The organism is Bacillus sp. JJ1566, from assembly GCF_036962685.1.
Lineage (GTDB): Bacteria > Bacillota > Bacilli > Bacillales > Bacillaceae_L > Ferdinandcohnia.
In genome coordinates this window covers 65,177-82,199 of the sequence record NZ_JBALOP010000038.1, presented here as the reverse complement: position 1 = coordinate 82,199, position 17,023 = coordinate 65,177, and the positions used below count along the sequence as shown (strand labels likewise).

At 40.9% G+C, this 17,023-nt stretch carries 12 protein-coding genes; all 12 read right to left on the bottom strand.

Annotation, left to right across the window (positions count from 1 at the left end):
- Positions 1–250 precede the first annotated feature (250 nt).
- Complete coding sequence (locus V7112_RS14815) at positions 251–1,285, bottom strand: aldose epimerase family protein (protein ID WP_335421105.1); 1,035 nt, start codon at positions 1,283–1,285, stop codon at positions 251–253.
- A 12-nt stretch (positions 1,286–1,297) separates the two neighbouring features.
- Complete coding sequence (galT, locus tag V7112_RS14810; RefSeq protein ID WP_335421102.1) at positions 1,298–2,779, bottom strand: UDP-glucose--hexose-1-phosphate uridylyltransferase; 1,482 nt, start codon at positions 2,777–2,779, stop codon at positions 1,298–1,300.
- A gap of 10 nt (positions 2,780–2,789) precedes the next feature.
- Positions 2,790–3,779, bottom strand: a complete 990-nt coding sequence (galE, locus tag V7112_RS14805) for a UDP-glucose 4-epimerase GalE (protein WP_335421100.1) — start codon at positions 3,777–3,779, stop codon at positions 2,790–2,792.
- Positions 3,780–3,794: 15 nt separating this feature from the next.
- Positions 3,795–4,958 carry a galactokinase gene (locus V7112_RS14800; RefSeq protein WP_335421098.1) on the bottom strand — a complete coding sequence of 388 codons (1,164 nt, stop codon included), beginning with the start codon at positions 4,956–4,958 and terminating at the stop codon, positions 3,795–3,797.
- A gap of 188 nt (positions 4,959–5,146) precedes the next feature.
- Positions 5,147–8,299 carry a glycoside hydrolase family 2 TIM barrel-domain containing protein gene (locus V7112_RS14795; RefSeq protein WP_335421096.1) on the bottom strand — a complete coding sequence of 1,051 codons (3,153 nt, stop codon included), beginning with the start codon at positions 8,297–8,299 and terminating at the stop codon, positions 5,147–5,149.
- 90 nt (positions 8,300–8,389) lie between these two features.
- Positions 8,390–9,223, bottom strand: coding sequence for a carbohydrate ABC transporter permease (locus tag V7112_RS14790; protein ID WP_335421094.1), 834 nt, complete (start codon positions 9,221–9,223; stop codon positions 8,390–8,392).
- Positions 9,223–10,089, bottom strand: coding sequence for a carbohydrate ABC transporter permease (locus V7112_RS14785; RefSeq protein ID WP_335421092.1), 867 nt, complete (start codon positions 10,087–10,089; stop codon positions 9,223–9,225). The genes V7112_RS14790 and V7112_RS14785 overlap by 1 nt, the downstream gene beginning before the upstream one ends.
- A gap of 64 nt (positions 10,090–10,153) precedes the next feature.
- The gene (locus V7112_RS14780; RefSeq protein ID WP_335421089.1) at positions 10,154–11,419 is read right to left on the bottom strand and encodes an ABC transporter substrate-binding protein; all 1,266 of its coding nucleotides are present in this window, start codon (positions 11,417–11,419) and stop codon (positions 10,154–10,156) included.
- Positions 11,420–11,657: 238 nt separating this feature from the next.
- The gene (locus V7112_RS14775) at positions 11,658–12,668 is read right to left on the bottom strand and encodes a LacI family DNA-binding transcriptional regulator (RefSeq protein WP_335421087.1); all 1,011 of its coding nucleotides are present in this window, start codon (positions 12,666–12,668) and stop codon (positions 11,658–11,660) included.
- Positions 12,669–12,849: 181 nt separating this feature from the next.
- Entirely contained in the window at positions 12,850–13,839 is a 990-nt protein-coding gene (gene mgrA / locus V7112_RS14770) for an L-glyceraldehyde 3-phosphate reductase (RefSeq protein WP_335421085.1), read from the bottom strand.
- 99 nt (positions 13,840–13,938) lie between these two features.
- The gene (locus V7112_RS23840; protein WP_438823894.1) at positions 13,939–14,730 is read right to left on the bottom strand and encodes a methyl-accepting chemotaxis protein; all 792 of its coding nucleotides are present in this window, start codon (positions 14,728–14,730) and stop codon (positions 13,939–13,941) included.
- Positions 14,731–15,870: 1,140 nt separating this feature from the next.
- A protein-coding gene (gene prfB / locus V7112_RS14760; RefSeq protein WP_335421080.1) for a peptide chain release factor 2 occupies positions 15,871–16,972 on the bottom strand; the annotation gives its coding sequence in 2 pieces (ribosomal slippage) (positions 15,871–16,899 and positions 16,901–16,972; 1,101 coding nt in all).
- Between the last annotated feature and the right edge of the window lie 51 nt (positions 16,973–17,023).

The following is a 17,023-nucleotide window of genomic DNA, read 5'->3' as shown; positions in this document are numbered from 1 at the left end:
GAATTGCGTCGGTAGCAAATGATATTTGCATCGTTGTGAACAAATTTGCGTCTCCCACTGAATATTTGCGTCGTCTGCCTGATATATGCGTCGTTTTTGCCATATTTGCGTCATCTGTTCGATATTTGCGTCTCCCACAGAATATTTGCGTCGTCTGCGTGATATTTGCATCTTCACCAAATTCGAGTCATTAACGCAATCTTCCAACATACAGTTTTCCTGGGGACCAGGAGAACCGTCCCCCTGGTCCCTATTTTGTCAGAAACGTATACTTCGTTTTCCATTGGTATTCTTCGCCTTTTTTGACGATTGTGGATGGGAGGTGTGGGTGATGAATGGCGTCAGGTGGTGCTTGTGTTTCTAGGCAAATGCCTAAGTATGGTCGTGCTTCGCCACCGCGCATTTCAAACCCTTCCATCGTGTTGCTTGTGTAGACAACAACTGCCTGCTGGTTTGTCTCAACTATTAGTTTGCGTCCAGATGCCTCATCGTAAAGCTGAACTACTTTTTCATCTAGTAAAAATGGATGGTCGTAGCCTCCACCGACAAGCACAATCTGTTCATGATTTGATTTCGGACCGTCTGCGATTTTACGGCCATTACGAAAATCAAATACCGTTCCGGTAACATCCAGGAGTTCACCGGTAGGTAGAAACTCATGGTCCAACTCGAGAAACTTGCTACTTTTAATCGTCAGTTCATGGTCGAGGACATTACTTTTCATATTACCGGACAGGTTAAAATACGCGTGATTTGTGATGTTTAAAATGGTGTCCGCATCAGGTGTGCCTTTACCCGATATCACAAATTCGTTATCGTTATTAAGTGTGTAAGTCACTGTCATTTCAACAGTTCCGGGATAGCCCCCCTCGCCGTCTTCACTTACATACTTGAACTCAACACCGACCCTATCTTCTTCCTTTATAAGAGTAGAGTCCCACACAACTTTGCTGAACCCTTGTATCCCGCCATGGATATGGTTATTGTTTTCATTTTGATCAAGGAAAAAGGGTTGACCGTTCAGCTTAAAATGTCCGCCTCTGATACGACCTGCGATACGGCCAACGATAGCGCCTTGATAGGTCTGGTCGCTAAGATAGCCTTCAAGATTATCGAATCCAAGCACAACATTCTCCACTTTGCCACTTTGGTCAGGTGCAAGGATTTCCGTGATAATACAGCCATAATCAATACAGGTCACGCTTAGCCCGTTGTCATTTTTTAACGTAAACGCCTGAACTTCTTGGTTATCGAACATTCCGTACGGATGGGTTTGGATTTCCATTTTCATAATCTCCTATTTTGTAAAATGGTCTATAAATCTCTTAAAAGCTGCTTGGCCCGCTTCATCACGCTTATACACACCGGCATCCTCAAGGACACGCATAAATTTCTTCCCGACTTCACGCTTCACAAGCTCTTGAACATTTTCTTTTGTTGGATTATAAGCTTTAAGATCGTCCGCCCATTCCTGGTGAATCGGGTTGACTGAGTTGGCTTCACCAATTAAGTAGCTTTCAACCTCTTGTAGCTCGGTTTTGAGTCGAGCCGGAAGCACCGCTAATCCCATCACCTCAATGAGACCGATGTTTTCCTTTTTAATATGATGCACATCAGCATGTGGATGAAAAATGCCATGTGGATGCTCGTCGTTTGTGCGATTATTGCGAAGCACAAGGTCAAGCTCGTACATGCCATCTCGCTTCCGAGCAATTGGTGTTATCGTGTTATGTGGTGTTTCGCCGGTGAACGCAATGATGTCGACTTCTGAGTCGCTATAGTGGCGCCATGCTTGTAAAATGTGGTCGCCCGCTTCCCCCAAAGCTTCCTTATCAGCACTTCGTAAACGAAGGACAGACATCGGCCATTTTACAGTTGAGAATTCGATATTATCATAGCGATCACAATTGAATTTCAACTCATCCTCGGCTTTTGCCATTGCAAACTCATAGTTTCCACCCTGATAGTGATCATGGGATAAAATCGAGCCGCCCACAATAGGGATGTCTGCATTTGAGCCAATGAAATAGTGCGGAAATTTCTCGATAAAACCTAGTAAGCGCTCGAATGTCGCCTTGCTGATTTTCATATCGCGATGGTCTTCACAAAGCAAAATGCAATGCTCGTTGTAGTACACATATGGCGAGTACTGCAAATACCAATTTTCACCCTCGAGTGGCACCGGAATGATGCGATGGTTGGTGCGAGCCGGATGTCCGATGCGACCCGCATACCCTTCATTTTCCACACAAAGTAAGCATTTCGGATATTTCTCGCCAGTTGTTTTGGCCTCTTTTTCAAGTGCAATTTGCTTTGGATCCTTTTCAGGCTTTGACAGGTTAATCGTAATATCTAGTTCCCCGTACTTTGTTTCTACCTTATATTCAATGTTTTTTTCTATCCGCTTCATTTGAATGTAATTGCTGTTTTTACTTAGCTTATAAAAATAGTTCGTCGCAGCAACCGGTTCATTTTCATGAAGTTCGTAAAAATGACGTGTGACCGCGGATGGATGTGGAATCATCGTGTTCATGATTCTACTCGCAAGTATTTCCTTTGCGTCAAAATAGTCCTCGATGACTTTTTGTCCGCACGCATACTCCACTAGGTCTTCAACCAAAGTCGGAATGTCTTTTTCTGCTGAGGCAGTTGGTACGAAGTCCTCTAGATTAAGCAAAGAAAGAACCTGGTTGCGAACGTAAATCCTATCTTCTTTTTCAATGAGGCCAACCTTGATTGCTTGCTCGGTTAGCTGTTGTACGGTTCCATAAATATTCATGTTGCTCCCCTCAGCTTTCATACCCATTTGGGTGGTTGACATGCCAGTTCCACGCATCCTTGATGATTTCATTGATTGACGTACGCTTTGGCTCCCAGCCGAGCACTTCTTTCGCTTTTCCAGATGATGCGATGAGGATGCTTGGGTCGCCCGCGCGGCGATCGCCTAGCTTCACAGGAATATCACGCTGCGTAACCTCTTTTGCCGCCTCAACCATTTCCTTAACAGAAAAACCACTGTTGCTTCCAAGGTTAAAATAATTGCTCTCTCCACCATTTTGCAGATATTTCAATGCTAAAATATGTGCATTAATAAGGTCCTCAACATGGATGTAGTCGCGGATACATGTGCCGTCTGGAGTGTCGTAGTCCTCACCGAAAATGGTGATGTACTCTCGAGTTCCTAACGCCGCTTGTAAAATAACTGGGATTAGATGCGTTTCCGGATCATGGTCCTCCCCGATTTCACTAGTCGAGCGCGCACCTGCCACGTTGAAATAGCGAAGTGAGACGAATTTAATGTCATGCGCCATCTCGGACCACTTCATCATTTTTTCCATCGCAAGCTTTGTTTCGCCGTACGTATTCGTTGGAACAGTTGGCATGTCCTCTGTAATTGGCACCTGCTTTGGCTCACCATAGGTTGCAGCAGTTGATGAGAACACGATGTATTTCACGTTATTGTTTTTCATTGTTTCAAGCACTATCTGTGTTCCGTATACATTATTGTCGTAGTATTTTAACGGGTCCACCATCGACTCACCGACAAGTGAATTTGCCGCAAAGTGGATCACCGCGTCAATGCTTTCTTTTTCAAAAACGGATTGTAAAAATGCACGATCACGAATGTCGCCTTGGTAAAACTTCGCTTTCGGGTGAACCGCCTCTTTATGGCCAGTTTGAAGATTGTCAACAACGACAACATCTTCGTTCGCGTCAATTAATTGATAAACGGCATGAGAACCGATATAACCTGCTCCACCTAAAACTAAAATACTCATATAAGATTCACTCCTTTATAGTTCTTTCGCGCCATCGCCAATGCTTACTTCATAGAAGGAAGCCTGATAGCCGATGGTTTCTTCGTAGATTTTTCCGATAGTTTCAATGATTGCCTGCGCTTTGTCTTTTTCGACGAGGGCAATTGCACAGCCACCGAAGCCAGCGCCTGTCATTCGTGCGCCAAGCACTCCATCCTGTACCCATGCGACTTCCGCTAACGTATCTAATTCTTTTCCAGTTACTTCATAATCATCACGCAATGATGTGTGGGATGCGTTGAGTAAGCGGCCGAATTCTGTGAGATCACCAGCTTTTAGAGCCTTGAGTGCATCCAGTGTACGTTCGTTTTCATATACCGCATGTTTCGCACGCTTTTGTAATGTCTCGTTTTCGATTAAATGCTTGTGCTGTTCAAATTGTTCACTCGTAATGTTACCAAGTGCTTGAACGTTAAGTTCTTTTTGAAGCTGTGCAAGTGCTTGTTCACACTCACTGCGGCGCTCATTGTATTTTGAATCCGCAAGCTCACGGCGTTTGTTCGTGTTCATGATTAAAATGAGATGCTCATCAAGATCCAGTGGTGCGTATTCATATTTTAATGTATCACAATCTAGTAAAATTCCTGCATTTCTTTTACCCATTCCAATAGCAAATTGGTCCATAATGCCACTGTTGACACCAATGAACTTATTTTCCACAAGTTGTCCGATTTTTACTAACTCCACACGGTCAATGTCGAGATTAAATAAATTTTCAAGCATCACACCTGATGCGAGTTCGATGGATGCAGAAGATGAAAGACCTGCACCGTTTGGAATGTTTCCGTAAAACAGGACATCCACACCTGTTGGAATTTCATAGCCTTTTTCGCGTAGGTAACGGAGCATCCCCTTCGGATAATTCGCCCAGTCGTGAGCTTTATTGTAGTCAAGGTTGTTTAGGTCAAACTCAATCACACCAAGGTCTTCAAAGTTCATTGAGTACATTCTAATTTTGGCGTCTTGGCGTTTTCTTGCTAACGCATAAGTTCCTTTTGTGATAGATGCTGGGAAAACGTGGCCACCGTTATAGTCAGTGTGCTCTCCAATGAGGTTAATTCGCCCAGGCGCGAAGAAGTTTCTGTAATCGGTTTCGTTAAATACTGCTGTAAACTTATCTGAAAGTTGCTTGAGATCCATGGCGATTTGCCTCCAATACTTTTGTTTCTACTTTTATTGTAGAGCGATAGGTAAAAAACTTCAATAGTTTTACTTAATTTTTACTAAAAATTAAAACTTCCGTTATCTCTTGATTTCATTGTCGCTGTGTCACACTAAAAATGCCTATCACCATCGGAATAATCCAATGGCAACAGGCATTAAAATAATTACATCATTTTACTTAATTCAATTGGTGAATGCTCGCTTTTTGAAAAAGCACGGAAGCTTACTGTAAAATGGAAGTCCTCATTTTTCAATTGATATGGTTCGAGAACCCCTGGTCCGCAGCTTGCTGATCCTAAACCTAGTTGCTTGTAATCAACATTAAAAGTGATATAGTCATCTTTCACTAAATCATAGGTATGGCTTGCTTTTTCAAGTGTTTCAGTCGAATAATAGCTTGCACTAAAATCAAAGCTTGGTTGGCCAGCAACAAGTAAACCAACTCCGGAAAGGTCTGTTAACGAAGCCCATCTCACGTCATGTCGATTCCCGTTTTCCTGAGGAACGACATATGGCGTGTACAGCTCATCTACCGTCTTTGCCCAAACCCCAAAGCGATTCGCTAGCTTGCTATCGGAGTAAGACTCTCCAGGTCCTCTTCCATACCAATCGACTTGATTCAACTGAGGCTTCAATTTCATTTGTAGGCCAATTTTCGGTAATGTAGATGAGGATTTCCCTTGTTTCTTTCCATGTACCTCAATCTTACATGACCCATTTTTTGAAATTGTATACGTCATAGTTGTCTCAAAGCCCCATGCATGTGTAGAAGGAGCGAATCGAGATTTCACATCAACTTTTACCTGATCAGCAGTTGGCGAAACCTCATACTCAACCGTTAATACGCGATTTTGCATATGATGGAGTCCGAATTTTCTCCACTCTGCTTCTTCTTTTTTCACACTAAATTCCTCTAAGCCTAGCTTGTCATTTTCTGTTGGCGCTCTCCAAATGTTAATCTTCGGACCTTGTTCTAACAATTCGATCCCTTGGTGCTTCCACGACTCGAGGACGCCGTAAATTTTATCGAATCTATACTCGAAAGATTCTCCGCTCACCGCAAGCTTCTGCTCAGTTTCCTTTATAACTAAAAGACGATATACCCGATTATCATTCACTTCCAAGGTTTCATTTACAGGCAGCTCAAATTGAGCCCATGCAACCTCATGACCCGCTTTTGCCCATTTCGTATCAGAAGACTGATTGAATTGGATGTTTAGCCAGTAATCGGTATTTGTTTTTATTATGTTCGGTAACGCAAATGGAATTTTAATTTCACCTGACTCACCAGGTTCAATCGTAGGCATCTCTATCATTCCACCATCTAATACGTTTCCATCGGAAACAAGAGACCAAGCAATCGTTAGGTGATTTAATGTACTAAAATTATAAAGGTTTTGAATGCGAACCGTTCCACTTTTGAGATCAATCGCTTCAACTCTCACCGGTTCAATCACCTTTTTATATTCAATAAGCGCTGGCGATGGTGTACGATCTGGCATGACAAGTCCATCAATAACAAATGTGCCGTCATGAGGCGTTTCCCCGAAATCGCCGCCATAAGCAAAATATTCCTCGCCGTCTTCTGTATATTGGCGAACACCATGGTCTAGCCATTCCCATACGAATCCACCTTGAAGGCGTTCATATTTATAAAATAAATCAAAATACTCCTTGAACCCACCTGGTCCATTTCCCATCGCATGTGCAAATTCACATAAAATATGTGGTTGAGCTAAATCCGTTCGGCTACCTAATTTCTCCATAAGGGCATGAGGCGTATACATCGTTGAAAACATATCAGCCGCTTCATGCAGACGTGTTGGGTTATTATTTTCCCCGGTCATAATGAAACGAGTTTCCCCTTCATAATGAACAAGTCTGGTCGGATCCTTTTGCTTTACCCACTCGGCCATTTCGATATGGTTTTGCCCAAATCCAGATTCATTTCCTAACGACCAAATAATGATAGAAGGATGGTTTTTATCACGTTCTACCATTCTCTTCATTCGGTCAAGATACGCGTCCTTCCATTCCGGATCCTGACTTAATTGGTGTTGCTTCCCGATAAAGTCAAACCCGTGACATTCTAGGTCTGCCTCATTTATGACATACAACCCATACTCATCACATAAATCGTAAAAACGAGGATCATTCGGATAATGCGCTGAACGTACTGCGTTAATGTTATGTTGCTTCATAAGCTCAATATCTTTTATCATCCAGTCTAGCGGAACTGCACGGCCTAAGTCTGGATGATGATCGTGACGGTTTACACCCTTAAAAAGAACCGGTACCCCATTTACCTGGATTAAGCCATCCTTTAATTCTACCTGCCTAAATCCGACTTTTGTTGATATAACCTCTATCACATTACCTTTGTCATCCTTCAATGTCATAAGTAAGTAGTATAAATAAGGGGTTTCCGCCGTCCATTTAAAAGGGTTACTTATTGGTATACTAGTATCCAGTTTTGTTTCACTTGACCCACTCATTTGGAATGTTACTTCCCGTATTGCTTCTTCAACTTCTCGATCATTTTCATCAAAAAGCTGAATATCTAACTGGTATTCTTTTGGATTATCAATCTGTGAATGTATCACAGATTCAAGCTGTAATTCTGCATCTTTGTACGCTTCATCCAATGTTGTTTTCACAAAGAAGTCGTGTGTATATACTTTTGGTTTTGCTAGTAAATACACATCTCTGAAAATACCACTTAACCACCACATGTCTTGGTCTTCTATATAGCTACCGTCTGACCATTGATAGACTCGGACAGCAATGGTATTATTCCCTTCCTGAACAAAAGATGTCACATCAAATTCCGAAGCCATTCGACTTCCTTGACTATAGCCAACAAACTGACCATTGATCCACACGTGAAATGCACTATCTACCCCTTCAAAGCGTAAAAAAACTAACTCTTTTAGCATTTCAGCGGTTACATAAAAATCGCGTCGATAGGAACCAGTTGGATTTTCAGTTGGAACATAGGGAGGATCGACCGGAAACGGGTAGCGGTAATTTGTATAATGAGGGTTACCATACCCATGTAACTGCCAGCTTGATGGAACCTGCAAATCATCCCAATTACTAGTATCATAATTATTTTCGTAAAAAGAAGATGGGGCATGTTCGGGAGTTTCCGCATAATGAAACTTCCACATCCCATTTAATAGAATAAATCCATGCGCACGACCTCTATCAAAGCTAAGTGCATCCTCTACATTCCGATAAGACATAAAATAAGAACGATCCTTTATTCGATTCTTTTGAAGTACATGTAAGTTCTCGTAATCTTGTAGTTGCTTCATTTTGACCTCCAAAAGTTGGGACAGAGGGACAGGTCCCTCGTCCCAGTTATTTAAGTAAGTGGGACAGGGAACCTGTCCCCGTGTCCCACACTATTTAATCGCACTTCCCAGCATTCCTTGGATAAAGTGTTTTTGTAAAGCTAGGAAGAAGATGATAATTGGGATTGTAGCGATTAAAATCCCGACGTTGATTTGACCGTAGTCAATGATTGAAACACCTTTTAGACTTGATAATGCAACTGGAAATGTATACATATCCGTTGATGTCGTAACGACTAATGGCCAGAGAAAGTTATTCCATTGTGATAAGAATAGGAAGATTGAAGTTGCTGCAAGCGCAGGCTTCATCGATGGGATGACAATCCGAAAGAAAATTTTCATTTCTCCTGCTCCATCCATACGAGCTGCTTCTATCAATTCTGTTGGAAATGCCATAAAGTTTTGCCTCATTAAAAAGATGGCAAAAGGTGTACAAACCGTTGGCAATATAAGGGCAACATACGTATTTAACAATCCGTAATCGGCCATCATCCTAAACTGAGGAATAAGAAGCGCCTGATACGGTATCATCATCGATAAGAGAAACATCATAAAAATAAATTTATTCCCTTTAAAATGAAATTTCGCTAAGGCATATGCGGCCATCGTTGAAACCATCAGTGCTAAAATCACATAAACACCGGAAACAAATAAAGAATTAAATAATACTCGCCAAATATTGATGCTTTCATTTAAGTTCGCAAAATTCGTTAAAAATTGATCTCCAAATGACAGGGTTGGTGGATTTGAAAACATTTTACTCGTATGATTCGTTGCACCCACTAGCATCCAATAAAATGGGAAAATTGAAATCACGATACCGATTAGCAAAAGAAGATAAATAACTGCTTTTCTCGAGAATCTTGATGCTTTATTTTCCTGCATTATTTACCATCTCCCGTTACTTTTGATTGAATTAGTGATAAGACCGCAACAACAACTACTACGACATATGCAATGGCCGAAGCATAGCTAAAGTCATAGTATTCGAATCCATTTTTATAAATCATTAATCCTAGTGTTGCCGTTGAATCCCCAGGTCCACCTTTTGTAAGGTTAAATGGTTCATCAAATAATTGTAATGTCGCAATCGTTGAGATAATTGAAGTGAATAAAATAATCGGTTTCAATTGTGGAATGGTAATGGAGAAGAATTGTCGAACTTTTCCTGCACCATCCATGGAAGCAGCTTCATAGGTTTCCTCTGAAATATTTTGCATCGCAGCAAGATAGATAACCATGTTATAACCTGTCCATCTCCATGTCATGGCAATAATAATTGAAACCTTTGCCCAAAATGGGTCATTCAACCAAGGTATAGCATCAATCCCAATTAACATCAAAAATTGATTCAGTATACCTTTATCCATCAAAATGATTGAGAACAAAATAGAGTATGCAACTAATGAAGTTACAGCCGGAAGAAAGAACCCTGTACGGAATAAACCCTTAAATTTTAATAGTTTACTATTTAATAGCGCTGCTAAAACAAGCGCGAAAAAAATCATAATTGGTACTTGAACAATGAATATGATAAATGTGTTATATAGGGCTTGATGGAATGTTGAGTCATTGATTAATCGTACATAGTTATCAAGTCCAGTAAATACGTATACTCCACCTTCAGAGGTCTGAAAGCTCAATATAAAGGAAGAGATAATCGGGTACACCGTGAAGATAAGAAATAAAATGAGCGCTGGGGCTAAAAATAAATACGGTGTCAATTTTGATTTGCTGATTCGATTCGTCATGTTGTTAACCCCCTTATTCATGGGAGAGGTAATGAAAGAATCCCTTTCATTACCTCTATCTTTCCTATTTCATTCGATTTTCTATATTTTTCTTTGCCTGCTGCATGGCTTCATCTGCACTTTTACCATTCATTGCATCACCTTGTGCTTTTACAATTTCATCACGAGCGATTGGATCATTTTTGGTATAAATGATCGTTGGGATCTTGTCCATCTCGTCAGCTAAGAAACGCCAAATTTTTTGATTTCCGAAGAATGGCTCTTCTGCATCAAAAATCTTCGATTCAAACACAGGTGCATAGGTAGGGAATAATCCACCTTCCATTGCAATTTCTTGTGCCTCAACACTTGTGGTAAACCATGAAAGGAAATCGTATGTTTCTTGAACTTTATTACCAGTTGAAGGAATGACAAATGAACTTCCACCCTGAACAGATGAGCGTGTTCCGCCTTCCTCATGTGCTGGTAATGGCATTAGGCCCCAATTACCTTCTGTTTCGATTGCTTGTTGCTTAATTGTTCCAACTAACCAACCACCTGCAATCACGGATGCCGTCTCTGAGTTTGCGATGGTCGTTACCCATCCATCCCAACCTGTAGCACCTAAAAGAGCGTCTCGATCTTTCAAACCTTTTAACACAGTAAGAGCATTAACAGAAGCTTCACTACCAACGATTAAGTTATTATCCTCATCATAATAACCTTCACCTTGCTGATTGAGGATAATGGTGTATACGTTCGCATCGGCTTGGTCATAGCTTAGCATTGCTTTACCGGTAGCTTCTTTAATTTTTCCACCAGCTTCAATATAGTCATCCCATGTTTTGATGTCATCCGGATTTACACCAGCTTCTTCAAAGATATCTGTGCGATAGAAGACAGCAGCTGGACCTGTATCAAATGGCATTGCATAGATATTCCCATCCTTTGAAACAGCGTCTAGTTTGAACTCTGGAAAATCCTTTTTATTTTCATCAAATCCCAGTTCACTTAGATTTGCAAATGCATTAGGGAAAGCTTCTAATTTACCTTGAAGCTCATCGTCTGATTGAAGTAATCCGTCTGGTAGTCCTTTCCCGCCAGCCTGTAATCCCGTTGTTGTTTTACTTTTAATATCCTTACCACCTGTTTCAATAATTTTCACTTTGAAATCAGGGTGATCCTGTTTATAGATTTCTGCCGCTTTTTCTAATACCGGGACGTTAATGTTATTTGCCCAGATAGTAACGACATCGTCGTCAGCCCCACCTTGACTACTTGAACTACCACAAGCAGCCAGTAAGACAGTTAATACTATTACTACAATAAAAAAGCTGAATTTATTTTTCATAAAATCCATTCCCCTTTTTAGTAATTTGTTTACTAATAAAATAATATCACCTTGAAGTAAAAATGTAAACGTTTAATTATTATTATTTTACTAAAATTATTATCTGTGTTTACTGTTTTTTCACTATTTTCCAGTCTTTAGCATATACATATCCTTACTTTCTCCAGGTTGGTGGTGTTCATGCGCCCGGTAATGTGTGACAATATGCGATTAGGGCAAAAAAAAGAGAGCCCGCAGCTCACTTTTTTCCTTCTATGGATGGTGTACTTTTTCGAAAAATCGGTTTTCCTTGTATATATACCGTTTTCGCGGTTGTTCTATTTTTTGTTAACCTTTCCTCTACGAGATCCAAACCAGTTTCACAAAGGGTAGGAATATCAATATGAAAGGTTGTTAATGGTGGAGAAACATATTTTGTTACACTGATATTATTGATACTAAAGAATGCAACTCGTTGGGGGATCGGAATTTGCATTTCATTAAATGCTTGAAGCGCCCCAATTGCAAGTGGATCAGTCGCAACAACAAATGCTTCCGGAAGGTCATCCCCCATCTCCTCAATCGCCTTCATTGCAGCTTTATAGCCATTTTTCACAGTACTTGCAGGTACGATTAAAATATCCTCTTCCTTTAAATTATTTTGTTCTCTTTGATAGTTTCTGAACGTGATCTCCCGTAACTGAGGAATAGGTTCATGTGTCTCTACATCATAATCATCCGCACCAATAAACCCTATACGTTCGTACCCTAGCCCTTCAAAGAACTGAATCATGTATTCTGTCATAAGCTTCAAATCAGGTAGGACAGAATCAAGATTATGCGGGTCTCTTCTTGTATTTAAAAACACGCCATGAGGAGTGATTTCCTCTAGGTATTTGATTTCCCGTTCAGTTAACTTTCCAATCGCAATAAATGCCGTTGAATTCTTATCTACCTTTTCTATTCCATCATCTATGTGATAACGAACCAATTCGATTTTCCGTTGTTTCGCTTGCTTTTCAAGCTCCGTTCGAATCCCCTTAAAAAAAACATCTTCAAGCTCTTCTTCATTGGAGATCCAATATAGAAAAGCAACATTGTTTAATTGCGTAACCCCTTGCTTCTTTTTATACCCTAAACTTTCAGCAACCGCTTTAATTTTATCTCTTGTATCTTCACTAACAGATAAATTCACATCATTATTAAGCACTCTAGAAACCGTTGCAATTGAAAAGCCAGATTTCTGGGCTATATCACGAATCGTGGCCATAACTTCTCATCCCTTCTGTCTTCCTTCTACTTATATAGTATACATGAATTGACGCAAAGTAAACAATTTTAGTAAACAAAAAATTATTTTAGTAGTCTCCCCGTGTTCACAACAAATAGAAGAGGAGCAACCTAATCTAGGCTACTCCCCTTCTATTATGCGCCTTACTAGTATGACTAATTTATTTTAAAATATCCTCAATTTTTGTTAATTCTTCTTCAGTGAAATTGAGATTTTTTAAGGCCGCTATACTGTCCTCAATCTGACTTACTTTGCTCGCTCCAACTAAGGCGGACATGACTCGACCTTCACGCAAAACCCATGCCAGTGCCATTTGCGCAAGGCTTTGTCCTCTTTCTACGGCAAGTTCATTTAGCTTTTGGATTTTTTGTAAAACATCCTCTGTAATTTGATCTTTTTGAAGGAATGTATTTACCTTCGCTGCCCTTGAATCGTTCGGAATGCCGCCTAGATACTTATTCGTTAACAATCCTTGGGCCATCGGGGAAAACACGATGGAGCCCACGCCATTTTCAGTTAACACATCCTGCAGACCGTCCTCAATCCAGCGGTCGAACATCGAATATCTTGGTTGGTGAATGAGCAATGGTGTACCCAACTCTTTTAAAATACGAATCGCTTCCAATGTTTGAGTAGGACTGTAATTAGAAATTCCAACATACAGTGCTTTGCCTTGTCGAACAATTTGGTCAAGGGCGCCCATTGTTTCCTCAAGTGGTGTGTTCGAGTCTGGACGGTGTGAATAAAAAATATCCACATATTCAAGGCCCATTCGTTTTAAGCTTTGGTCAAGGCTTGATATCAAATACTTTCTAGAACCCCAGTCGCCATATGGACCTTCCCACATGTGGTAGCCTGCCTTCGTGGAAATGACCATCTCATCACGATATGACGCAAAATCCTCCTTCATCATCTTCCCGAACATTTCTTCAGCACTACCAGGTGGTGGTCCATAGTTGTTCGCCAAATCAAAATGGGTAATTCCAAGATCAAATGCCTTTCGTAAAATGTTCCGCCCATTTTCAAACGAGTCGACTCCCCCGAAATTATGCCACAATCCTAAGGAAATCGCAGGTAACAATAAACCAGATTTCCCAACACGATTATACTTCATTTCACTATAACGACTTTTACTAGCTTGATAGACCATATGTATTTCACTCCTTTAATGAGATAGATGTCCCTTTGCCCACTTTTAAGCGAATTGGGACAGAAGACCTGTCCCCGCTACCCTGAGACTAGATACCAACTATTTTTCTTTAAAAATCTCCATTAGTTCTGCTGTAGCGTCGTCTGTGTTTTGAACATAGGAGACGAGGTGCTGCATCTGGCCGTTTTGGTTTTCGATGGATGCCGTGATTTCCTCGAGCGATGCAGTTGTTTCTTCAATGATGGATGCAAATTCATTGACTGAGATTTCCATCGAAAGTGATGAATTTCCAATTTCGTTCGCAATTTTCTCGAAATGCTTAACAGTCTCGTTGAGCTCAGAAACGGTGTCGTCGATAACTGTGAATACACCTTTAGTATCCTTTGTAAGCTTGACACTCTCGTCCATTTTTTCAGCGTTTTCCGCCATTTGTTTTTGCGTTAATGTGGTGCTTTCATTTACTTCTTTAAGATTCTCAGCGATGAGGTTTGCTGTATTTGATGTGACCTCTGAAAGCTTCCGAATTTCGGATGCAACAACAGCAAAGCCTTTCCCGCTTTCACCTGCGCGTGCTGCTTCGATCGAGGCGTTCAACGCGAGTAAATTCGTTTGCGACGCAATCTCCTGAATACGATCCGTGAAACCATTTGTCTCATGTATTTTTTTAACTAATAAATTCATTGTTTCAGACATTGAATTTACGGATGCTTGGAAGTCCGTGATTTTTGTGAGTAATAGGTCGATGGTCTCGTTACCATTGTCAGCCGCTTGATTCGCATTTTCCGTCTGAATGCTAAGGTGGTTAGAACCTTTTACAAGCGACTGAACGACCTTGTTGAGTTCCTCAATGGTTTCGGTAATAGTTGACGCTGCTTCGTTTTGCGTATTCATCCCTGATGAGATTTCCGAAACGGCAAATGTCATTTCATTGAAGGAATGCATTTGCTCCTCACCTTGACGGCGGATATTTGTAATGTTTTCGCTAATGGTTTGTGAACTTGCCTCAAGCTGGGCCGCATGCTGCTTTCTCATTTCTAGCAGTTGCTCGGTATGCTTATGCGTCTCCTGAATATCCTGAGTCAACCTTCCTGTAACGATACTCTGGAAAAACAGAGTCGCAATGATAACCGTGAAAATTAAATAGTAGATAATAAGTTCCTTCGGGGTATAGCCAAATTCCTGCCCCTTTGTCACGAAAAATAGAACTGTTATTAAGATGGCACAAGCCACACCAAAGATTAGTGTTTTTCGCATGTTGTAGATTGCAACCGTTGTCAGAAGATAGAATGGTAAAAGGATAATCGGCGCCGATTGCGAGCTAGACATAATGATAAACAGAACCACCGAAATCCCTATAACTGAAAAATAAGGTACTTGCTTTAAAAATAGGTTCTTGTAAATCAGTAAAAATAAGATTGATAGAACAATAGCCCCGCCGATTCCGATCGTAAGAATCATTTGCAGCGGCTGTCCAATCGAAATTTCAACAACAACTGCTAGAATGACAGAAATAAGTGAAACAAGGCCGACCAATTTGTTTTTTCGAATAAGATCCTCTCGTTTTAACTCTTCGATTGATAAAATCTTTTCAGTCATAAGGTTATCCCCCAATTTATATTTCTCCCTCTATTTTACATTTTTTTCATAGATTTGAACATAGGTGTGCTGGGGAAAAATGGTTTAAACATCGTTTGTTTGCAGTTAAGCTAAGGGGGGCCGGAGATTATGAATTTCTTTGGCCTTGCGCCATGAATATTTTATGTCGCTTACGGATATTTGCGTCGTCTCATGGATTTTTGCGTCGTTCCAAAGGTTTTTGCGTCGTCCCATGGACTTTTGCGTTGTTCCATGGATATTTGCGTCTTTCCAAAGGTTTTTGCGTCGTCCCTAAGATATTTGGCGTCGTCCCAAAGATTTTTGCGTCGTATCACAGATATTGCATCTACTTTAATAATTGCATGTACCACAGGTTCTCTGCCCTCACAAAAACATACCAAAAGGGGCAGCCACATGGCTGCCCCCCTCAAAACATTAATTCAATTTCGAACGTAAATACGCATCAATAAAGATATCAATATCGCCGTCCATAACGCTTCCAGTGTTACCAACCTCAACATTTGTGCGGTGGTCTTTAACCATGGAATATGGGTGGAAAACATAGGAGCGGATTTGACTGCCCCAGCCGATTTCTTTTTGTTCACCGCGGATTTCGTCTAATTCGGCTTGCTGTTTTTCAATTTCAAGCTGGTACAACTTTGACTTCAACATTTTCATCGCTTGTTCACGGTTCTTGATTTGGGAACGCTCAGTTTGACACGTTACAACTGTATTCGTTGGTGTGTGTGTAATACGAACAGCTGAGTCCGTGGTGTTAATGTGTTGACCACCCGCTCCACTAGCACGGTACGTATCAATTTTTAAATCTTCACTGCGGATGTCGATTTCGATCTCATCGTTGAACTCCGGCATAACTTCACAAGACACAAATGAAGTGTGACGACGACCTGATGAGTCGAACGGTGAAATCCTTACTAAACGGTGTACCCCTTTTTCAGCCTTCAAATAGCCGTAGGCGTTGTGGCCTTTGATTAAAAGGGTAACACTCTTAATCCCGGCTTCGTCACCAGGTAGATAGTCCAACGTTTCAACCTTGAAGCCTTTTTTCTCAGCCCAACGAGTGTACATACGAAGAAGCAAGGAGCCCCAGTCCTGTGACTCTGTACCACCCGCACCTGGGTGAAGCTCTAAGATTGCATTATTTTTATCATGCGGCTCGCTTAAAAGTAGCTGCAGCTCAAAATCACTTAGACTCTTAGATAGTTCTTGAATTTCCTCATCTAGCTCTGCCTGTAAATCTGCATCTGGCTCTTCCTTAACAAGCTGATAGGTAAGCTCTAGATTTTCATAAGCATCATTTAGGTTATTGAATTCAACTACCTGATCCTTTAGTGCATTTGCTTCGTTAATCACGGTTTGAGCTGCATTCTGGTCATTCCAGAAATCTGGCATTGACATCATTTCATCAAGCTCGGTGATTCGCGCTTGTTTGGCCTCTAAGTCAAAGAGACCCCCTGAAGCCCGCTAATTTCTTAGCCATTTTATCCAGTTCATGCTTAATATCTACTAATTCCATAAAATTTCCTCCAAGATGTAGTCTCGTTAATTAAATGCGCCTTGGCGTATT

Excerpts from the sequence above, each read along its gene's own strand:
- V7112_RS14815 (WP_335421105.1), bottom strand. The coding sequence starts at position 1,285 with ATGGAAATCCAAACCCATCCGTACGGAATGTTCGATAACCAAGAAGTT.
- galT (WP_335421102.1), bottom strand. The coding sequence starts at position 2,779 with ATGAATATTTATGGAACCGTACAACAGCTAACCGAGCAAGCAATCAAG.
- galE (WP_335421100.1), bottom strand. The coding sequence starts at position 3,779 with ATGAGTATTTTAGTTTTAGGTGGAGCAGGTTATATCGGTTCTCATGCC.
- V7112_RS14800 (WP_335421098.1), bottom strand. The coding sequence starts at position 4,958 with ATGGATCTCAAGCAACTTTCAGATAAGTTTACAGCAGTATTTAACGAA.
- V7112_RS14795 (WP_335421096.1), bottom strand. The coding sequence starts at position 8,299 with ATGAAGCAACTACAAGATTACGAGAACTTACATGTACTTCAAAAGAAT.
- V7112_RS14790 (WP_335421094.1), bottom strand. The coding sequence starts at position 9,223 with ATGCAGGAAAATAAAGCATCAAGATTCTCGAGAAAAGCAGTTATTTAT.
- V7112_RS14785 (WP_335421092.1), bottom strand. The coding sequence starts at position 10,089 with ATGACGAATCGAATCAGCAAATCAAAATTGACACCGTATTTATTTTTA.
- V7112_RS14780 (WP_335421089.1), bottom strand. The coding sequence starts at position 11,419 with ATGAAAAATAAATTCAGCTTTTTTATTGTAGTAATAGTATTAACTGTC.
- V7112_RS14775 (WP_335421087.1), bottom strand. The coding sequence starts at position 12,668 with ATGGCCACGATTCGTGATATAGCCCAGAAATCTGGCTTTTCAATTGCA.
- mgrA (WP_335421085.1), bottom strand. The coding sequence starts at position 13,839 with ATGGTCTATCAAGCTAGTAAAAGTCGTTATAGTGAAATGAAGTATAAT.
- V7112_RS23840 (WP_438823894.1), bottom strand. The coding sequence starts at position 14,730 with ATGAATACGCAAAACGAAGCAGCGTCAACTATTACCGAAACCATTGAG.